Origin of the sequence: Microbacterium sp. ZW T6_19 (assembly GCF_044987465.1) — a bacterium.
GTDB classification, from domain to species: domain Bacteria; phylum Actinomycetota; class Actinomycetes; order Actinomycetales; family Microbacteriaceae; genus Microbacterium; species Microbacterium natoriense_A.
The window spans coordinates 361461-378493 of sequence record NZ_JBJDRH010000003.1 but is presented as its reverse complement, the minus strand read 5'-3'; the positions used below and the strand labels follow the sequence as shown (position 1 = coordinate 378493).

Genomic DNA, 17033 nt, shown 5'->3' with positions numbered 1-17033 from the left:
GTCGAGAACTCTTTCGGGTAAGTGGGACTCAGTCCCACAGAGCCCCGGTCCGCGTATCAGAACGCGTCCTCGCATCATAGCCGGGGCCGCACCTCCTGACGGAAGTGCGGCCCCGGCATCCGATCAACCGATCAGGCTCGGCTGCAGATCGCGCAGTGTGCGCTTGTGCGTCATGCGCGTCACGCCGATCGCCGCCAGCAGCAGGGCGCCCACGAGCCACATGCCGAGCACGGCGAGGTCCCAGCCCGCCCTGGCGAGATCGCCGCCGTACATCAGCTGACGCATCGCGTCCACGACGTATCCGAGCGGCAGCACGTGATGCAGCGCCGCGAGCGGGGCGGGAAGCGTCTGCCAGGGGAAGGTGCCTCCGGCGGTCACGAGCTGCAGAACCATGAGGACCAGGCCGAGGAACTGGCCCACCGATCCCAGCCACACGTTCAGCGTGAGGATGATCGCCGCGAACGTCGCCGAGGCGAAGATCAGCACGCCCAGGGTGCCGAGCGGATGGTTGAAGGTGAAGCCGAGGGTTATGGCGAGGATCCCCATCAGGCCGATCATCTGCACAGCCCCCAGCATCGCCGGAGTCAGCCAGCCGGCGAGAGTGATGCGCAGCGGCGAATGCAGTGCGGTCACCGCGCGCCGAGAGATCGGCTTGACGATCAGGAACAGGGCGTAGATGCCGATCCAGGCCGACAGGGCGGCGAAGAACGGTGCGAGGCCTGCGCCGTAGTCCTCGGCGGAGGCGAGCTTGTCGCTCGACACCTTCACCGGGTCGGCGATCGTGTCGGCCTGCAGGGTGCGCAGCTCGGCGGTGGATGCCGGGATCTTGGCCACTCCGTCGGAGAGGCCGTCACGCAGCGTGCCGATGCCGTCGCGGAGAGTGACGAGCCCGTCGCGCAGCTGTGCGGCGCCGTCGTTAGCAGCCGCAGCGCCCGTCGCGACGGTACCGGCGCCGGTTGCGAGGGTCGACGCCCCGGATGCGACGGATGCGGCGCCGTCGGCCAGCTGATCGACCTGGCCGACCGCGGTCTGCACCTTGGTGTTGCCCTCCTGCAGCTTCGTGCCGAGCGGATCGAGCGTGGCGAGGACGCCGTCGATCTCCTCCTGCGTGAGCCCCTGATCGGCGAGCAGAGTGGTGATGTCTGTGCGCACCTGCGGCAGGGCGTCGGCGGCCTGCTGCACGGCGGAGCCCGCGCGGTCGGCGATGTCGGCCAGCTTGCGGTTGCCGTCGCTCACCTGCTGCGCACCCGCGGCGAGCGTGGTGGCGCCTGCGGCGAGCTGGGCGGTGCCGTCGGCGAGCTGGGCCGTGCCGTCGGCGAGAGTGCTGCTGCCGGTCGCCGCTGTCGTCGCACCGTCGGCGAGCTGCGAGGCGCCATCTGTCGCGGTGATCAGGTTGTCGCGCACGTCGCTGAGCCCGGTGAGCAGGCGCTCTGCGGCCTCGCTGCCGACCATCTCGGCGACCGAGCTGCGGATCTTCTCGACGGCCTGAGTGCCCATGGATGAGGCGAGGTAGTTGTTCGCGTCGTTCGTGTCGAGTTCGATGCGCGCCTGGTGCGGATCGTCGGACGCGACCGAGGTCAGCGCCTCGGAGAAGTCCGCCGGAATCGTCACCATGAAGTCGACGGATCCGTCGTGGAGCGCCTGTGCACCCTCGGCGGCGGTCATCCGCTGCCAGTCGAAGGCGTTGCCCTCGATGAGGTTGTCGGCCACGTCTTCGCCGTAGTTGACCCTCGAATCCTGGGTCTCTGAGCCTGTCGAAGGGTCGCTCGTCGAGGCGGCGCCCTCATCGTTCACGACGAGGGCGACGGGGACGTCGGGGAACTTCGCGTAGGGGTCCTGATTCGCCCAGAGGTACAGACCTCCGTAGAGGATCGGCACGCACACGAGAGCGACGAGGGCGAGGATGCCCATCCTGCTGGCGGTGAGTCGCCGCAGCTCGGCGGCGATCATCGAGGGAACCTTCATCGTTCGGCTCCGTTCTCGTTCAGGTCTTCGGGGGTGGCGTTCGGCGATTGGTCTTCGTCGTCGCCTGCGGCTGTATCGGCAGAGGGCTCGTGCATCGGAGCGGATGCTGCGGCATCCGACTCGAGATCCCCCGGATCCGGGTCATCGGTGTCGGCGTCGGGCCGGGTGTCCGACCCGTCTGCGGGAAGAGGCAGGTCATCGTCGGGTTCCGCGTCCGGTGCGTCGTCGAGCACCAGGGGCTCGATCGGACCGGAGGCGTTCACGGCGCCCAGCTCCTGCATCCGATCCAGAGCGACGGCCGCCGAGCCTCCCACGATCACGAGCATGGCGTAGCCGCGCTCGGCGAACTCGCGCGCGATGCGCCACCAGCCATCGGGACTGCCGCCGTGCCGGTCGGGGGAGACGAGCACGATGCCCTCGGTCCCTTCACGCAGGATCGCGAGCTCGCACATGATGCGCACGCGCGCAGCCGGGTCGATGTTGCCGATCGGCACCGAAGCGAGTTCACCGAAGCCCAGATCGTTGAGCCAGCGCCGGGCGTGCAGAGGCGTGGCGCCGCGTCCTGCGAACATGAGCTCCTCGCCGACGACGCCTGCGAGAGCGATGTCGGCGTGCGGGTCGCTGACATCGGGGGCGTCGACGAGCGCGATCGTGCGTCGCAGCAGGCGATTGTCCGTGGCTCCGTCGATCGTGACCCGCCCGGTCGCCGGGTTCATGCGCCCGCTCGCGATCAGACCGAGCACGGTCGGCCGCTGTTCGGTCTCTGCGATCGCGTAGCGCACGGCGCCGGTGTGGAACTCGAGGCTCGTGGTGGGCAGCGCGCGGCCCTTGCTCACGTCATGCAGTGCGACTCTCATTCGGCGTCCTCCGCAGCGACGATCTGAGGATGCGCGGCGAGCAGCTCGTCCGCTTCGCGCCACGATAGTCCGGCGATGCTCAGCACGGCGCGGACGGCGACGTTCGCGGCTTCGGAACTCGCCGCGTCGGTGCGTGAGATGACCGTGCGCGCCATCTCCTCGATGAGTCGCGCGAGGGTGGGGGCGGCGAGATCGGTGCGGAAGCTCCCGTCGTCCTGACCGCGACGGGCGAGGTTCGCGACGGTGCGGCGCAGCGGCGCGAGCGCTTCGGCTGTGTGCTCGACATGCGCCTCGTCGAGAGCCAGGGCTGCGGCGACCTGCACGTGCGCGGCTTCACGCCAGAGCAGCGCGGCCAGGCGGGCGAGCGCGAGGCGGCTGTCGTCGTCGGTCACAGACTCGGCGATCGTGTTGAACCGCTGGGCTCCGCTCGAGATGAGCTCGCGGATGAGGGCGTCTCGGTCGTCGAAGTGCCCGTACAGGGTGCGGCGGGACAGGCCGGCGTTGCGGGCGATGACGTCGACGGAGGCATGGGGGTCGTTCGCGAGGGCGGAGCGGGCGGCGGACAGGATGCCGGCGCGGTTCTCGACGGCATCGCGGCGGGGTGCACGAGTGGTCATGGCACCATTTTACGTATAGTGCACATGCGTGTGCAAGATAACTCGGAAAGTTCACAGCATCCGGTCCGCGACCCATCACACATCGGGGGGCGACACGCCAGATCGGGGGACGGAATCGCGAAACGATCCCCCGATGTGGCGTGTCGCCCCCCGAAGTGGAAGAGGGGTGGGGCAGGAACCCTGAGGGGGCGGATGCCGAAGCATCCGCCCCCTCAGAGAAGCAGGCGTCAGTCGGTGCCGGAGTCGAACGCCGCGCCCTCGGACGCGGTGTCGACGGCATCCGCCAGCGTCTCGTCGGCCTCGGAGATCGAGCCGTGCACCGACTCGGTGATCTCGGCCGACTCGCCTGCGGTGACACGGCCGACGAGCTCGCCCGTCGCACCGCCCACGAGGCCGAGGCTCGCGTACTGCTCGAGACGCGCACGCGAGTCGGCGATGTCGAGGTTGCGCATCGTGAGCTGTCCGATGCGGTCGACCGGCCCGAAGGCCGCGTCGCCGACGCGCTCCATCGAGAGCTTCTCGGGCGCGTAGGAGAGGTTGGGCGAGACCGTGTCGATGATCGTCCAGTCGTCTCCGCGACGCAGGCGCACGGTGACCGAGCCCGAGATCGTCGAGCCGACCCAGCGCTGGATGGACTCGCGCAGCATGAGCGACTGCGGCTCGAGCCAGCGGCCCTCGTACATGAGGCGGCCGAGACGGCGACCCTGCTCGTGGTAGGTCGCGAGGGTGTCCTCGTTCAGGATGCCGTTGACCAGGCGCTCGTAGGTGATGAACAGCAGCGCCATCGCCGGAGCCTCGTAGATGCCCCGCGACTTCGCCTCGATGATGCGGTTCTCGATCTGGTCGCTCATGCCGAGGCCGTGGCGGCCGCCGATGCGGTTGGCCTCGTGCACGAGCTCGACCGGATTGCTGTACTCGACCCCGTTGATCGCCACGGGGCGACCGGCCTCGAAGGTCACGGTGACGTCCTCGGTCTCGATCGCGACCGACGGGTCCCAGAACTTCACTCCCATGATCGGGTCGACGGTCTCGAGCGAGACGTTCAAGTGCTCGAGCGTCTTCGCCTCGTGGGTGGCGCCCCAGATGTTCGCGTCGGTGGAGTACGCCTTCTCGGCGGAGTCGCGGTAGGGGAAGCCGTGCGAGACGAGCCATTCGCTCATCTCCTGGCGGCCGCCGAGCTCGGTGACGAAGTCGGCGTCGAGCCACGGCTTGTAGATGCGCAGACGAGGGTTGGCGAGCAGGCCGTAGCGGTAGAACCGCTCGATGTCGTTGCCCTTGTAGGTGGAGCCGTCGCCCCAGATGTCGACGCCGTCGTCCTTCATGGCGCGCACCAGCATGGTGCCGGTGACCGCGCGGCCGAGGGGAGTCGTGTTGAAGTAGGTCTTGCCGCCGGAGCGGATGTGGAATGCGCCGCAGGCGAGAGCGACGAAGCCCTCTTCGACGAGTGCGGTCTTCGCGTCGACGAGGCGCGCGACCTCGGCGCCGTACTCGAGTGCGCGACCGGGGATCGACTCGATGTCGTCTTCGTCAGGCTGGCCGAGGTCTCCGGTGTAGGTGCAGGGCACTGCGCCCTTGTCGCGCATCCACGCGACGGCGACGGAGGTGTCGAGTCCTCCGGAGAAGGCGATGCCGACGCGCTCGCCGACGGGCAGTGACTGGAGAACCTTGGACATGGTTCCCAGTCTATCGGCGGCGTGTCGGCTGTTTCGGACCTGCAGCGAGCATCGGGTACGACCCGTAGAAGGATGCTCGGGAGTCAGGGCGCGCCGGTGGCCTCGAGCTCGTCGAGCAGTTCGGGCTCGTCCGCCGTCCGTGCCAATTCGCGTCGCTGGTGCGCGGCGTAGCGACCGCCCCAGCTCGTCAGCGCCTCGACGAGCGGCATCGAGCCCCGGCCGAGGTCGCTCAGCCGGTACTCGACCTTGGGCGGGACCTGCCGATAGACGGTGCGGATGAGGAGACCGTCGTCCTCCAGCTCGCGCAGCTGTCGGGTCAGCACGCGAGCGGTCGGTTCGTCGAGCAGCCTGCTGAGCTCGCCGAACCTCAGCACTTCGTGTTGGTCGAGAAGACTGAGGATGCTGGGCTTCCAGGCCCCGCCGAGCACGGCGATCGAGATCTCGGCATCGCACGCGTCTCCCCACTCCCGGACGATGCGCTCCGTCTTCTCCCTCATCGGTCTGCCTCCCGCTGTGCCACAGTATCCAAAAGGTCACTATGTACCTTCAATGACCGTACTTGTCAGAAGTGTACCTTCCCTCGAGACTGAGACGGTGACCTTCTCGACGCCCGCAACAGCCGCTCGACCCCGCTCCGCCCTCCATCCGTGGCTCGCCATGATCCCGCTGCTTCTCGGCATCCTGATCGGCGCGCTCGCGATCAGCAGCATGTCGACCGCGCTGCCGTCGATCCGAGGCGACCTCGTCCTCAGCGACAGCGGCGCCCTGTGGCTCGTCGACGTCTATTCGCTCTCTCTGGCGGCGACGCTGATCATCGCCGCACGGATCGGCGACGCGTTCGGGCGCAAGCGGATCGTGCTCCTGGGGCTCGCCGGCTTCGCGGTGCTCAACGCGGCGGGCGGGTTCGCTCAGGACGGGATGCTTCTGGTCGTGGTGCGTGCTCTCCTGGGCGTCGCCGAGGCCTTCGTCGTGGCCGGCGTCGTGGCCACGATCGGGGCGCACTATCACGCCCGCCAGCGCGTACTGGCTTACGGGCTGTGGACCGCGACCTTCGGGGCAGGCAGCGCTCTGGGGCCGGTGCTCGGCGGACTCGTCACCGAGGGCCCGGGGTGGCGCTGGCTGCTGCTGGGCAGCGTGCCGCTCGCGGTCATCGCCGGCGTGCTCGCGATCCGGCTCGTGCCCGATTCCCGCAGCTCGCGCCCACCGTCGTGGGACATCCTCAGCATCGGGTCGTCGATCGTGGCCCTCGGGGCTCTCGTCTTCGCCCTGCACGAGGTGCTCGCAGCTCCGCTCGCCGCGGGCATCGCCGGAGTCGTCGCGGTTGTGACGCTCGTGTTCTTCATCCGCAGGCAGCGCGTCCTGCGCGAACCCCTCATCGATATGCGACTCTTCCGGGCACCCGGGTTCAGCCCCGCCATCGTGCGCATCGTGGCGAGCAGCGGTGTGTCGACGGCATCCGTGCTCCTGGTGAGCCTGCACCTGCAGGACGCCAGGGGCTTCAGCGCGGCCGAAGCCGGCATCGCGATCCTCCCGCAGGCGGTGGCGATCGCGCTCGGCGGAGTGCTCGCACCACTGTTCCTCCGATGGCTGACGTCACCCGCGCTGACGGTGCTGGCGCTCGTGGTGCAGGGGGCGGGGCTCGCCTGGCTCGCGACGGGGGTCGATCTCGTCGCGCTCCCCCTCGTGCTGGTCGGGGTGGGCTTCGGGATCGCCGCCACGCTCGCCGCGACGACCCTCTTCGACGTGACGACCGAAGACGACGCCGGCCAGGTCGGGGCGATCCAGGAGGTCGGCTTCGCCCTCGGCGGAGGTCTCGGCATCGCCGTGCTCGGCACGATCGCCTCGATCGTCGGCTCTCGCGGCTTCATCGTGGCGCTCCTCGTCGCGACCGGGATGGTCGTCGCCGCAGCGCTCCTGCCGCTCGGGAGACGCGCCGCGAAGCCCTCCGTCCTCGAACCCCGCTGAAGAAAGGCCATCCGTGTCCGCATCACGCCCGACCGTCCACTGGATCTACGCACACCCCCAGGAGAACTCGTTCAACGCCCGGCTGTTCCGCGACGGGGTGGAGGCGCTGTCGCGCGATCACGATGTGGAGACGACCGACCTCTACCGCCAGCGGTTCGACCCCGTGCTCGCGGCTCCGGATCTCGGCTACCCGCAGGGGAGAGACGGCAACGTCGTCGACCTCATGGGCGAGGCGCATGCCGAGGGGCGGGTGCCGTCGGATGTGAGCGAGGAGCAGCGCAAGCTCCAGGCCGCCGATCTCGTGGTGCTGCAGTTCCCGCTGTGGTGGTACGGACCCCCGGCGATCCTCAAAGGGTGGTTCGATCGCGTGCTGACCAACGGGTTCGCCTACGGCCCGGTCGACCCGCACACCGGTCTGCCGCTGCGCTACGGCGACGGCCTGCTCGCCGGGCGCCGTGCCCTCGTGATCGTGACGGCAGGCGAAGACGAGCGTTCCATCGGACAGCGGGGCGTGAGCGGCGACCTGGACTCGCTGCTGTTCCCGCTCACCCATGGCACACTCTGGTACACCGGGATCGAGCCGCTCGACCTGCACGTCGTCCACGACGCCGACGGATTGGAGTCGGCGGGGGTCGATAACGAGAGCGTGCGGCTGGTCGAGAGGCTCTCCGGCATCCGAGACGAATCGCCGAGCAGCCCGTTTCGCCGACTCCGCGACGGCGAGTACCACGGCACCCGAGCGCTCCGAGCGGATCTGCTTCCCGGTCGCACCGACCTCGGCATCCACCGCGTCACGATCGACTGAACGGCACACGGCGGGAACACGCGCTGAACGGCGCGTGTTCCCGACGTCGGGCCCTAGACCGCTTCCACGTGCAGCACGAAGGCCAGGACAGGCCAGAGCGCCGGAAGCTGCAGCCGCTGCTGACCTGACTGCCCGGGTCGGATGACGGCCCGACCCGCCGCCCGGCGGCTTCGCGGGGGCGGATCGGGCGTGAGTGGCGGGTTATCCTCGTGCCCGAGGTGACGCATGCTGGCGGGACGCCGCACTCGGGCGGCGTCGACGAAGGAGTTGCTGATGACCGACACGCTGGCGCGACCGCCATTCGATCCCGAACTCGAGGCGGCGCTTGCGCTCGTCGGAGATCAGATCCCGCCGACGCTCACGGCGGAGATGATCCCGCTCATGCGACAGATGCCGATGGCCGGTCAGGATGAGATCTTCCAGCTGCTCGCCGAACGCGGCTTCGTCTGGCGCGACGTGACGATACCCGGTCACGACGCCGGCGACATCGTCGTGTCCGTGATCGAGAAGGACGGCCGTACCGGAACCGGCCCTGGGTTCTTTCACACTCACGGCGGCGGCATGATCCTCGGCAACCGCTGGTTGGGCGTGACCGGATTCCTCGATTGGGCCGAGCGGTTCAACGGCGTGATCGTGACGGTGGAGTACCGACTCGCCCCCGAGTTCCCCGACCCCTACCCGGTCGAGGACTGCTATGCGGCGCTCGAGTGGACCGCCGAGCACACCGACGACCTCGGCATCGATCCGTCCCGGATCCTGATCGGCGGTGGCAGCGCCGGCGGAGGTCTCGCCGCGGGCACAGCCCTCCTCGCCAGGGATCGCAGCGGTCCCGGCCTGATCGGTCAGCTTCTCATCTACCCGATGCTCGACGACCGCGACGAGACCGTCTCGACTCGTCAGATCGACGGCGTCGGAGTGTGGGACCGAGGATCCAACATGACCGGATGGACCGCGCTGCTCGGCGAGCGCCGCGGCAAGGAGGATGTGTCGATCTACGCCGCCCCGGCGAGGGCGACCGACCTCTCTGGTCTCCCGCCTGCGTTCATCGACTGCGGCAGCGCCGAGGTCTTCCGCGATGAAGACGTCGCCTATGCCAGCAAGCTCTGGGAAGCCGGTGTCCAGGCCGAGCTGCACGTGTGGGCCGGCGGGTTCCACGCGTTCGACGGTTTCGCGCCGCATGCCGCTGTCTCACAGGCCATGCTCGCGGCGCGCGACAACTGGGTGAACCGCCTGCTCGGCTGATCCGCCCCTACGGGGTGCGGGATCGACCCCGTAGGGTGGAATCCCGCGCGATGGAGCCCGACATGCAAGATCTGCTGGGGCGGCTCACCGCCCTCGACCCGGATGCGAGCGAGACGCTCAAGGTCGTCTCGTACTTCGACGCGCTCGTCGCCCGGTCGGTGGGCGCGGAGAGCATGCTTCGCGGTGCGGCGCTGCTCAGCGGCGCGACCGTCGGGCACCGCGAGGGCCGCCAGACCACGCGTGTGCGGGCGGACGGGGTGCGGATCGATCCCGCGGATGTGTCGGACGGCTGGTCGATGCGCGAGAGCGGATCGGATGCGGTCGTCTGGATCGAGCGCGACGGCGATCCGCACACGAACGACGCCATGATCCTCGAACGGCTCGTGCTGGCTCTGGGCATCATCCGCGCGCGGCGGACTGTCGGGCCGGAGAGCGCGGTCGAGCTGGCGATCAGTGCGTACGCGAGTGCGCAGGAGCGCGCGAGCGCCCTGGCGCGGCTGCGATTCGGCGACGGACCTCTGGTGGTTCTGGCCTCTCCGCCTGATCCGGCGCCCGGTACCCGGCATCCGTCAGCCGTCGTCGCCACCCGCCACGGGCTGACGAGGGCGACCATCGTGCCGTCCGGAACCGAGCCTCGATCGCCCTGGCCGGTCGGAGTCGACCTCCGTCTCGGCGTCGGCGTCGAAGGACTCGCCCCGGCATCGTGGTCGTCGGCGCTCATCGCCGTCCGCCTCACGAGTGCCGCGGATCCCGTCGTCGACGCCGCCGACATCGGCGCGGCCCTGATCGTGGCCGAGGCCGCAGAGGGCAAGCCGCTGCATCCGGATGCCGAAGTCCTCGGGAGCCTCGACGCACGCACCCTCGAACTGCTCGACGCCGTGGCCGAAGAGCGCAGCGTGCGCGCCGCGGCGGTGCGTCTCGGCCGCCACCACTCGAGCGTGCAGGAGAAGCTCACAGCTCTGATCGAGGTGCTCGGCTACGACCCACGCGCCTCGCGGGGCCGCACCCGCTACGCGCTCGCGCGCATGCTGCTCACCCTCGCCCGCTGAGCGGGCGCAGGCGGGCGAGCCGCCCGCACCCCATCGCGAGAATAGGTCAACCGCGCCAGGGGAGGATACCTGTCGGCATCCGTCCTGTTCTCGTGCGGTTGACCTATTTCTCGGGAAGCGGCGAGAGCTCGGGAAGGCTCGGGAGGCGGTGAGCTCCCGCTCAGTCCTGGCCGAGCCGCCCCGCGAGCCAGACCGCCTGGCGCTGCCAGTGCACGCCCTGCCCGCCCTCGTGCTCGTTGAACGGGTACTCGATCACCTCGGCGCCGCCGAGATGGTGGTTGGCCGCCGCGTACACGGTCGACGGCGGGCAGATCGGGTCCATCAGGGCGACCGAGTAGAGCGCGGGAGCGGTGGCGCGGGCTGCGAAGTTCACGCCGTCGAAGTACGACAGCGTGCGGTACGTCTGGTCGACGGCGTCGCGGTGCACCGACAGGTAGCGGACGATCTCCTGATACGGGTCCTTGTCGGTCAGCCCGACCGCGCGCTCGAAATGGCACAGGAACGGCACGTCGGGCATGACGCCGACCAGGCCCTCGCTGAGGCCGGCCGCGGCGATCGCGATACCGCCGCCCTGGCTGCCGCCGGTGACCGCGACCCGTGTGGGGTCGACGCCGTCGAACCCACGCACCGCATCGATGAAGAGCGCGGCGTCGGTGAACACGCGCCGGTAGTAGTACTGCGCAGGGTCGTCGATGCCGCGGGTCATGAAACCGGGTATCGAGGCTCCGGTGCCGTGCGGGTCGGGTGTGCCGCCTCCGGTGCCCCACGAGCTGCCCTGGCCGCGCGTGTCCATGAACGCCCAGGCGTATCCGGATGCCGCCCACGCGAGACGCTCGTGCGGCAGGCCACGACCGCCGCCGTATCCGTTGAACTCGACGATGGTCGGCAGGGGCCCTGTAGCGCCGGCGGGCACCACGAACCAGCCACGGACCGCGTCTCCGCCGAAGCCGCTGAAGGAGACGTCGTACACCTCGACCAGTGAGAGCGGCGAGTCGATGCGAGTCAGCGTCGGCGGCTGCGCGACCGCCCGTGACTCCGCGAGCGTGCTCCGCCAGAACTCGTCGAAGTCCTCAGGCGCCGAGACCTCGGGGTGGTAGGAGCGCAGCTCTGCAGGGGGCAGGTCGAAACGGGGCATGACGGTCGATCTCCAGGGTTCATCCGGGGGTGATGGTGTGAAGGTTCAGGCCGAGCGTATCGGAGCGCCGGCGCCGTAGAGCGGCAGGTGCCCGAGGCCAGAGCTGGAGGCCTCAGGCGCCTGTGGCGAAGAAGAGCCGGCCCTCGCCCTCGACGTGAACGCGCGCCGCGCGCGCGATGAGAACCGCGCGCCCTCGTGGCACGTCGATCGTGGCGTCGCCGGATGACAGGCTGAACGCGCCCTCGGTGCACAAGGCGACCGCGGCGCCGGCGAGGTCGAGCTCGCCGGCGCTCGTGCACTCGTAGAGCACGAAGCCGGGAGCATCGTCGGGTGCGCCGGGACGGAAGACACGGATGCCGTCGCCTGCAGGCGACGCGTCGAGGCGCGGGTCGCCGCCCTCTCGAGCGTCGAGCACCCGGCCGAGCTCGTCGGTGTCGATGTGCTTGGGCGTGAGTCCGCCGCGGAGCACGTTGTCGCTCGGTCCCATCAGCTCGATCCCCGAGCCGCGGAGGTAGGCGTGGATGTTCCCGGCCGGCAGCCACAGCGCCTCGCCCGCCCGCAGCGTCACGTGCTGCAGCATGAGCGCACCGAGGATGCCGGGGTCGCCCGGGTGGGCCTGCGCGATCGGCCGCAGCACAGCGAACCGGTCGTCGGCCGCGCCGACCTCGGTGACGGCAGCGACAAGAGGAGCGATCCGCTCGTCACCCGACAGCAGCCACAGGAACGCGGAGCGGATGCCGTCGGCATCCGCCAGCAGTTCGCTCCAGGCCTGCAGCGCTGACCCGTGATCCGGGCCGATCGCCGCCGAGAGCGCCTCAAGGTCGGACTGCACGTCGGCGACCGGACGGAACCCGCAGAGGGCCTCGAATCCGTCGTGCAGCGCCACGATCATCTCGGGCTTCGAGTTCGGGTCTCGGTAGTTGCGGTTCGGGGCGTCGACAGGGATCCCGAGTTCGTTCTCGCGCGCGAACCCCTCCTGTGCCTGCGCGGTGCTCGGGTGCGCCTGCAGCGACAGCGGTTCGGCGGCGCAGAGGATCTTGAGCAGGAACGGCAGACGCACGCCGGCTGCCCGCTCCCATTCGTCGAGGGTCTGCCACGGGGCATCGCCGACGACGCGGCTCGGCGCCGCCGGATGAGCGCCCAGCCACAGCTCCGCTTCGCGGAGACCGGTCGGGGCGGTGCCGCGCACGTGCGCGACCCCGTCGATCTCTCCCCAGGCGTAGTCGCGCGGGGTGTTGTCGATCTCCCAGAAGACGGCGGTCATGCCGTCACCTCCTTCTCAGTGCGGACGAGCTCGGCCAGGCGACCTCTCAGCGGATGGTCCGACGCGAGTTCGACGAGGGCGTCCACTCCGTCGAGGCCGGTCCCGACCGGGGGTGCGAAGCGCACCGCGGGACGCGCGGCGCGCACCGCCGCCTCGAAGGCGCTGCGGATGAGGTCGGAGCGCAGCACGCCGCCGATCGCGCCGACCGCTGCATCGGCGGGAGCAGCGGTCGTCTGCAGGGCGGACGTCACCGACAGCGCGAGCTCGGCGGCGGCCTTCTCGCAGATGCGCCGAGCGATGGGATCGCCCTCGGCCGCGAGCGTCGCGGTCGGGGCGGCGAACGACGCGACGAGACGCACGCGGTCGGAGTCCGCCTGCAGCGAGGTGTATGCGCCCTCGAGGTCGGGCCAGCGCTCGCGAACCAGAGGCGTGAGCGCGGTCGCCTCGCCGCGCCCGTCGTACGCGCGCATCACGGCATCCAGCGCTTCGCGACCGATCCAGTAGCCGCTGCCCGCGTCGCCCATGATGTTCCCCCAGCCGTCGACGCGCACGGCGGAACGGGGCCCGACGCCGAGCGTGACGACGCCGGTGCCGACGGCGATCACCGCTCCCTGGCGGTCGCCGAGAACGCCGAGGAACGACGTCACCGAGTCGTGGGCGACGATCACTCGGCGCACGTCCGCGAGTGCCGGGTGGCGGAGCAGCGATTCGGCCTCGGAGTGGACGTCGGTGACTCCCGAGACGCCGATCGCGATGGTGTCGGGAGCCGCTCCGGCCGCCTGAGACAACCGCTCGGCGATCTCAGCCAGCTGCGGCGCGAGCGGCCTGTCGGTCAGCACGCCGGGCAGAAGATCGTCGCGGGTCGAACCGTCGGAGCCGTGCAGTCGCACCTTGGTGCCGGTCTGTCCGGCGTCCATCGAGAGGAGGGCGAGGGTGCTCATCGGCGTTCCTTCGTCTGCGAAGCCCGCCGGGAGCGGCCGGGCGTATGACAGCGTAGGACGTCCACGATGTGCGGCAAAGCCGGATCCCCGTTTGGCGACCTGATCGGCATGGCAATCGACCCCGGAGCGCGGTCGCCTACCGCCCTGACATCGGCTCGACTCCGGCACCGTGCTCAATGGCTCGAAGCACTCGCGAGGGCCGCCAGCTTCCAGAGAGCGTCGACCGACGAGTCGACCTGTTCGCGATCAATAGCGCCGCTTACGAACTGCAGGACGAGCCCGTCGAGGGCAGCGAAGACGGCGCGGGCGAGAGCGCGGTCCTCATCATTGGCCGAATCGCCGAACATGCTTCGTGAGACTTCAGCGGTGTACTGGTCGTACATCGCGATGATGTGTTCCCGGATCTCTTCGTCGCGGCTGGCTTCGAGGACCATCTCGAACTGATAGACATGCAGGTCCTTCTCTTCGCTGAGCGTCGACCACAGTGCTGACCTGTAGTCCTCGGCCGAGTCGCGGAAGCCAGCGAGATGCGAGTCGTTCAGTGCGGTCGTCGCGGACCACGAGAGCGCGGCTGATGCCAGCGATGACAAGGAGCCGAAGTGGTGAGCTACGAGGGAGTTGTTGACGCCGGCTTCTTGCGCCACCTTTCTGAAAGTCATGCCGTGCAGGCCGTGGCGCGCTACAACGCGGACCGCCGCTTCGATGAGAGCCTCTCGGCCCGTGCCGTATTTGATGCGCTGGAGTTCCTCGGCCATGTTTGGCACCCTACCTCTCCCGAGCCGCCCGCACGCACAAGAATTGAGCAAATGCTTGACATTGAATTCAGCACCTGCTCAAATGGCTTCACCATCCGCCTTGTTCAAAGGAGAACGCCATGGCGTCGACCACCGCAGAATCCGCCGCTGAGCAGACCACAGCACTGAAGCGCAACAGCCTCGGCGTGGTCGGTGTCGCGTTCTTCGTCATCGCTGCGGCCGCTCCCATGGCCGCGTTCGTGGGCGCGGCTCCTGTCGTCTTCTCCCTCGTCGGCAGCGGCGCCCCGGCCGTCTACATCATCGTCGCCGCCATCATCGCCGTGTTCGCCGTCGGCTACTTGAAGATGAGCCGTCACATCACCAACGCGGGAGGCTTCGTCGCATACATCGCACGAGGGCTCGGCTCGCGTGCCGCGACGGGATCCGCGGGCATCGTCGTGGTGACCTACCTCGCCCTCCAGATCGGACTCGTCGCCCAGTTCGGAGTCTTCGCACAGCAGTTGGCAGTGAGCGTCGGGCTGAACCTGCCGGTGTGGGTCTGGGTGATGCTGGCGATCGCCATCACGACGGTCCTCGTCATCCGCGGTGTCGATCTCAACATGCGCGTTCTTGGCGTCATCATCGCGCTCGAGGTGATCGTCGTGGCCGTGCTCATCGTCGGCATTCTCATCGCCTTCCCCGGGCAGGATCCTTCTCTGGTGAGCTTCAGCCCTGCGGTGCTGACGAACCCCGGCGTCGGCGTCGCCGGCCTGTTCGTGTTCACCTGCTTCACCACGTTCGAAGCGACCACGGTCTTCGCCGAAGAGGCGCGGAATCCGCGCCGCACGATCCCGATCGCCCTGTTCGTCGTCATCGGCTTCGTCGCGGTCTACTACACCCTCGCCACGTGGGCCGTGAGCTACGGGCTGGGCGCCGACAACGTGCAGCAGGCCTCGGCCGACAACCTCTCGGGCGTCATCTTCGATCTCGCCTCGCGCGCCGTAGGCCCTTGGCTCTCGCTGGTGCTCCAGATCCTGGTCCTGACGAGCTTCCTCGCGATGCTGATCGGCGTGCAGAACATGTTCGCCCGCTACTGCTTCGCCCTGGGACGTGCACGGGTCCTTCCGCAGATCTTCGCGCGGGTCTCCCGGGTCAAGCGTGCGCCCCACGTCGCCGCGCTCGTGGATGCTGCCGTCTGCGTGGTCGTCCTCGCGATCTTCTTCGCTGCAGGCGCCGACCCCATCGTCGTCATCTACGCGTGGTTCGTCGCGCTGGGGACCATCGGGTTCATCACGATGATGACTCTCGCCTCCGTCGCCATCCTCGCGTTCTTCCTCCGCGAGCGGCTTGAAACGGGCTTCTGGAGCACCAAGTTCGCTCCGGCTCTCGCGCTCCTGTTGAACGGTGCCGTGCTGGTGATCGCACTGTCGAACTTCGATGTCCTCCTGTTCGGCGACGGCACGGTGGCGAAGGCGATGCTCTGGCTCATTCCCCTCGCTTTCGTCATCGGGTTCATCATCCCGAGCTTCCGCAAGGACATCGACTTCAAGGTCGTCGCGATCGCCTGACGATCGCCCCCCGACATCCTCCCCCGAAAGGAATCCCCACAGTGAACTCCACCGACTCGAAGGTCCACGCGCAGGGCTTCATCGCCCAGGATGACTGGCCCGACGTCTCCGCGATGATCGACGGCTTCGGCGAACCGAGCCTGCCCGCGAGCGAGGTTCTGGCTGGTCAGACCATCGACATCCGCTTCGACGATGGCCGGACGATCCGGCACGAGTTCCGCTCCGCACGGGAGCTAACGAGGACCGTCCTCACCGGACCGCGTGCCGGCTCATCCGGCACGCTCGCCTATCGCGCCGTGGAGGTGCGCCCGGGAATCCAGATCATCGATGTGGTCGAGGGTGCAGACGCGGAAACCCGAGCGATCACCTTCGTGATCGACCTCGCGGATGGCAGGGTCACCGCCGCTGAGAGCGGCATCACGCTCACCGATGGGGTCGGTCGCACCGACACCCTCTTCCTCTCCGGGCGCATCGATGGCATGGGCGAGATCGAGCAGCGGCCGAGCAGCCAGGAACTCGTCGGCAAACGGATCTACTACCGCTACAGCGAGACGGAGCGTTACGAACACATCTACCTCAACGGGGGAACCTTCGTCTGGCATTGCATCTCCGGTGCAGAATCGGGACTCGCAGACGTCGACCAGACGAAGGCTCTCGCGCTGGCGGACGGACTCGTCATCTTCTTCTGGAAGGAGAGCGTGATGCCTGTGGAGAGCTTCCTCGTCGTCGATCTGCACGAGCAGCGGTCCATCGGCCGGATGTTCTGCTGGGAGAACTCCACACAAAGCGTCGTCCACATCCCCTTCGACAGCCGCTTCACGATCCTCAACGAGACCACCTACCCGAACGACTGAGCCGCTCACGGCTCAGAAAGGCACGACGATGTCCGATTTCGCCAGCAATTCCAGTTTTGACCGATCCGCCGCCGAGCCGTTCGAGGTCGGTACGGTCCAGTGGACCCGCCGACCGGGAGAAGGAGACCGCGAGGCTCTTGCGTCCGGATTCTGGTTCATCACCCCCGAGGAAGCGCCCGGCCCGATGCGAGTAGTCGGGCACGCCGACGAGACGGTGTACATCATCGAGGGCCATCTGCGCATCGAGCTGGAGAACGGCAACGCATTCGAGCTGACCGCCGGATCCGTCGCGACGTTCAACAAGGACACAGCCGCCGTCTGGACCGTACTCGCGCCGACTGTCGAGTTCTTCGTCTACTCCTGA

General features: G+C 68.8%; 16 protein-coding genes. 7 read left to right on the top strand and 9 right to left on the bottom strand.

All coding sequences use genetic code 11. The annotated features are described in order from the left end of the window. Positions 1 to 123 precede the first annotated feature (123 nt). The 5 genes from ACI3KT_RS06805 to ACI3KT_RS06785 all read right to left on the bottom strand — a co-directional run bounded on the left by ACI3KT_RS06805 (position 124) and on the right by ACI3KT_RS06785 (position 5609). Positions 124 to 1965, bottom strand: coding sequence for a YhgE/Pip family protein (locus ACI3KT_RS06805; protein ID WP_307293362.1), 1842 nt, complete (start codon positions 1963 to 1965; stop codon positions 124 to 126). After that, positions 1962 to 2822 (bottom strand): hypothetical protein, encoded by an 861-nt coding sequence (locus ACI3KT_RS06800; RefSeq protein ID WP_404903270.1) that lies wholly within the window; start codon positions 2820 to 2822, stop codon positions 1962 to 1964. Before ACI3KT_RS06800 ends, ACI3KT_RS06805 begins: the two co-directional genes overlap by 4 nt. Next, positions 2819 to 3439: a TetR/AcrR family transcriptional regulator gene (locus tag ACI3KT_RS06795; protein ID WP_307293364.1), complete on the bottom strand. Its 621-nt coding sequence runs from the start codon at positions 3437 to 3439 to the stop codon at positions 2819 to 2821. Before ACI3KT_RS06795 ends, ACI3KT_RS06800 begins: the two co-directional genes overlap by 4 nt. Before the next feature lie 227 nt (positions 3440 to 3666). Beyond that, the gene (argG, locus tag ACI3KT_RS06790; RefSeq protein WP_307299344.1) at positions 3667 to 5112 is read right to left on the bottom strand and encodes an argininosuccinate synthase; all 1446 of its coding nucleotides are present in this window, start codon (positions 5110 to 5112) and stop codon (positions 3667 to 3669) included. Positions 5113 to 5195: 83 nt separating this feature from the next. Then, entirely contained in the window at positions 5196 to 5609 is a 414-nt protein-coding gene (locus tag ACI3KT_RS06785) for a winged helix-turn-helix transcriptional regulator (protein WP_404903268.1), read from the bottom strand. A 97-nt stretch (positions 5610 to 5706) separates the two neighbouring features. Here ACI3KT_RS06785 and ACI3KT_RS06780 point away from each other — a divergent pair, with 97 nt between their 5' ends. From ACI3KT_RS06780 to ACI3KT_RS06765, 4 genes are all read left to right on the top strand, one after another. Continuing rightward, positions 5707 to 7077: an MFS transporter gene (locus tag ACI3KT_RS06780; RefSeq protein ID WP_404903266.1), complete on the top strand. Its 1371-nt coding sequence runs from the start codon at positions 5707 to 5709 to the stop codon at positions 7075 to 7077. Between the two features lie 13 nt (positions 7078 to 7090). Next, positions 7091 to 7882 carry an NAD(P)H-dependent oxidoreductase gene (locus ACI3KT_RS06775; protein ID WP_404903264.1) on the top strand — a complete coding sequence of 264 codons (792 nt, stop codon included), beginning with the start codon at positions 7091 to 7093 and terminating at the stop codon, positions 7880 to 7882. 273 nt (positions 7883 to 8155) lie between these two features. Then, positions 8156 to 9124 (top strand): alpha/beta hydrolase, encoded by a 969-nt coding sequence (locus ACI3KT_RS06770; RefSeq protein WP_404903263.1) that lies wholly within the window; start codon positions 8156 to 8158, stop codon positions 9122 to 9124. 62 nt (positions 9125 to 9186) lie between these two features. Next, positions 9187 to 10173, top strand: coding sequence for a hypothetical protein (locus ACI3KT_RS06765; RefSeq protein WP_404903261.1), 987 nt, complete (start codon positions 9187 to 9189; stop codon positions 10171 to 10173). Positions 10174 to 10333: 160 nt separating this feature from the next. Here the strand turns inward: ACI3KT_RS06765 and ACI3KT_RS06760 are convergent, their stop codons facing one another. The 4 genes from ACI3KT_RS06760 to ACI3KT_RS06745 all read right to left on the bottom strand — a co-directional run bounded on the left by ACI3KT_RS06760 (position 10334) and on the right by ACI3KT_RS06745 (position 14268). Next, entirely contained in the window at positions 10334 to 11308 is a 975-nt protein-coding gene (locus ACI3KT_RS06760) for an acetylxylan esterase (RefSeq protein ID WP_404903260.1), read from the bottom strand. Between the two features lie 112 nt (positions 11309 to 11420). Beyond that, on the bottom strand, positions 11421 to 12572 hold the full coding sequence (gene manA / locus ACI3KT_RS06755) for a mannose-6-phosphate isomerase, class I (protein WP_404903259.1): 1152 nt from the start codon (positions 12570 to 12572) through the stop codon (positions 11421 to 11423). Further along, positions 12569 to 13513: an N-acetylglucosamine kinase gene (locus tag ACI3KT_RS06750; protein ID WP_404903257.1), complete on the bottom strand. Its 945-nt coding sequence runs from the start codon at positions 13511 to 13513 to the stop codon at positions 12569 to 12571. The genes manA and ACI3KT_RS06750 overlap by 4 nt, the downstream gene beginning before the upstream one ends. Positions 13514 to 13686: 173 nt before the next feature. Beyond that, a complete protein-coding gene (locus tag ACI3KT_RS06745) occupies positions 13687 to 14268 on the bottom strand; it encodes a TetR/AcrR family transcriptional regulator (RefSeq protein ID WP_292906751.1) in 582 nt (193 codons plus the stop codon). 119 nt (positions 14269 to 14387) lie between these two features. Here ACI3KT_RS06745 and ACI3KT_RS06740 point away from each other — a divergent pair, with 119 nt between their 5' ends. The 3 genes from ACI3KT_RS06740 to ACI3KT_RS06730 are packed head-to-tail and all read left to right on the top strand — an operon-like array spanning position 14388 to position 17033. Beyond that, entirely contained in the window at positions 14388 to 15815 is a 1428-nt protein-coding gene (locus ACI3KT_RS06740; protein ID WP_404903255.1) for an APC family permease, read from the top strand. Positions 15816 to 15856: 41 nt separating this feature from the next. Beyond that, positions 15857 to 16669: a MoaF C-terminal domain-containing protein gene (locus tag ACI3KT_RS06735; protein WP_292906755.1), complete on the top strand. Its 813-nt coding sequence runs from the start codon at positions 15857 to 15859 to the stop codon at positions 16667 to 16669. A 28-nt stretch (positions 16670 to 16697) separates the two neighbouring features. Then, positions 16698 to 17033, top strand: coding sequence for a cupin domain-containing protein (locus ACI3KT_RS06730; RefSeq protein ID WP_292906757.1), 336 nt, complete (start codon positions 16698 to 16700; stop codon positions 17031 to 17033).

What these genes read in the sequence shown, in the direction of transcription:
- ACI3KT_RS06750 (WP_404903257.1), bottom strand. Translation starts at nt 13,513, where the DNA reads ATGAGCACCCTCGCCCTCCTCTCGATGGACGCCGGACAGACCGGCACC.
- manA (WP_404903259.1), bottom strand. Translation starts at nt 12,572, where the DNA reads ATGACCGCCGTCTTCTGGGAGATCGACAACACCCCGCGCGACTACGCC.
- ACI3KT_RS06770 (WP_404903263.1), top strand. Translation starts at nt 8,156, where the DNA reads ATGACCGACACGCTGGCGCGACCGCCATTCGATCCCGAACTCGAGGCG.
- ACI3KT_RS06740 (WP_404903255.1), top strand. Translation starts at nt 14,388, where the DNA reads ATGGCGTCGACCACCGCAGAATCCGCCGCTGAGCAGACCACAGCACTG.
- ACI3KT_RS06800 (WP_404903270.1), bottom strand. Translation starts at nt 2,822, where the DNA reads ATGAGAGTCGCACTGCATGACGTGAGCAAGGGCCGCGCGCTGCCCACC.
- ACI3KT_RS06730 (WP_292906757.1), top strand. Translation starts at nt 16,698, where the DNA reads ATGTCCGATTTCGCCAGCAATTCCAGTTTTGACCGATCCGCCGCCGAG.
- ACI3KT_RS06805 (WP_307293362.1), bottom strand. Translation starts at nt 1,965, where the DNA reads ATGAAGGTTCCCTCGATGATCGCCGCCGAGCTGCGGCGACTCACCGCC.
- ACI3KT_RS06760 (WP_404903260.1), bottom strand. Translation starts at nt 11,308, where the DNA reads ATGCCCCGTTTCGACCTGCCCCCTGCAGAGCTGCGCTCCTACCACCCC.
- argG (WP_307299344.1), bottom strand. Translation starts at nt 5,112, where the DNA reads ATGTCCAAGGTTCTCCAGTCACTGCCCGTCGGCGAGCGCGTCGGCATC.
- ACI3KT_RS06785 (WP_404903268.1), bottom strand. Translation starts at nt 5,609, where the DNA reads ATGAGGGAGAAGACGGAGCGCATCGTCCGGGAGTGGGGAGACGCGTGC.
- ACI3KT_RS06795 (WP_307293364.1), bottom strand. Translation starts at nt 3,439, where the DNA reads ATGACCACTCGTGCACCCCGCCGCGATGCCGTCGAGAACCGCGCCGGC.
- ACI3KT_RS06745 (WP_292906751.1), bottom strand. Translation starts at nt 14,268, where the DNA reads ATGGCCGAGGAACTCCAGCGCATCAAATACGGCACGGGCCGAGAGGCT.
- ACI3KT_RS06765 (WP_404903261.1), top strand. Translation starts at nt 9,187, where the DNA reads ATGCAAGATCTGCTGGGGCGGCTCACCGCCCTCGACCCGGATGCGAGC.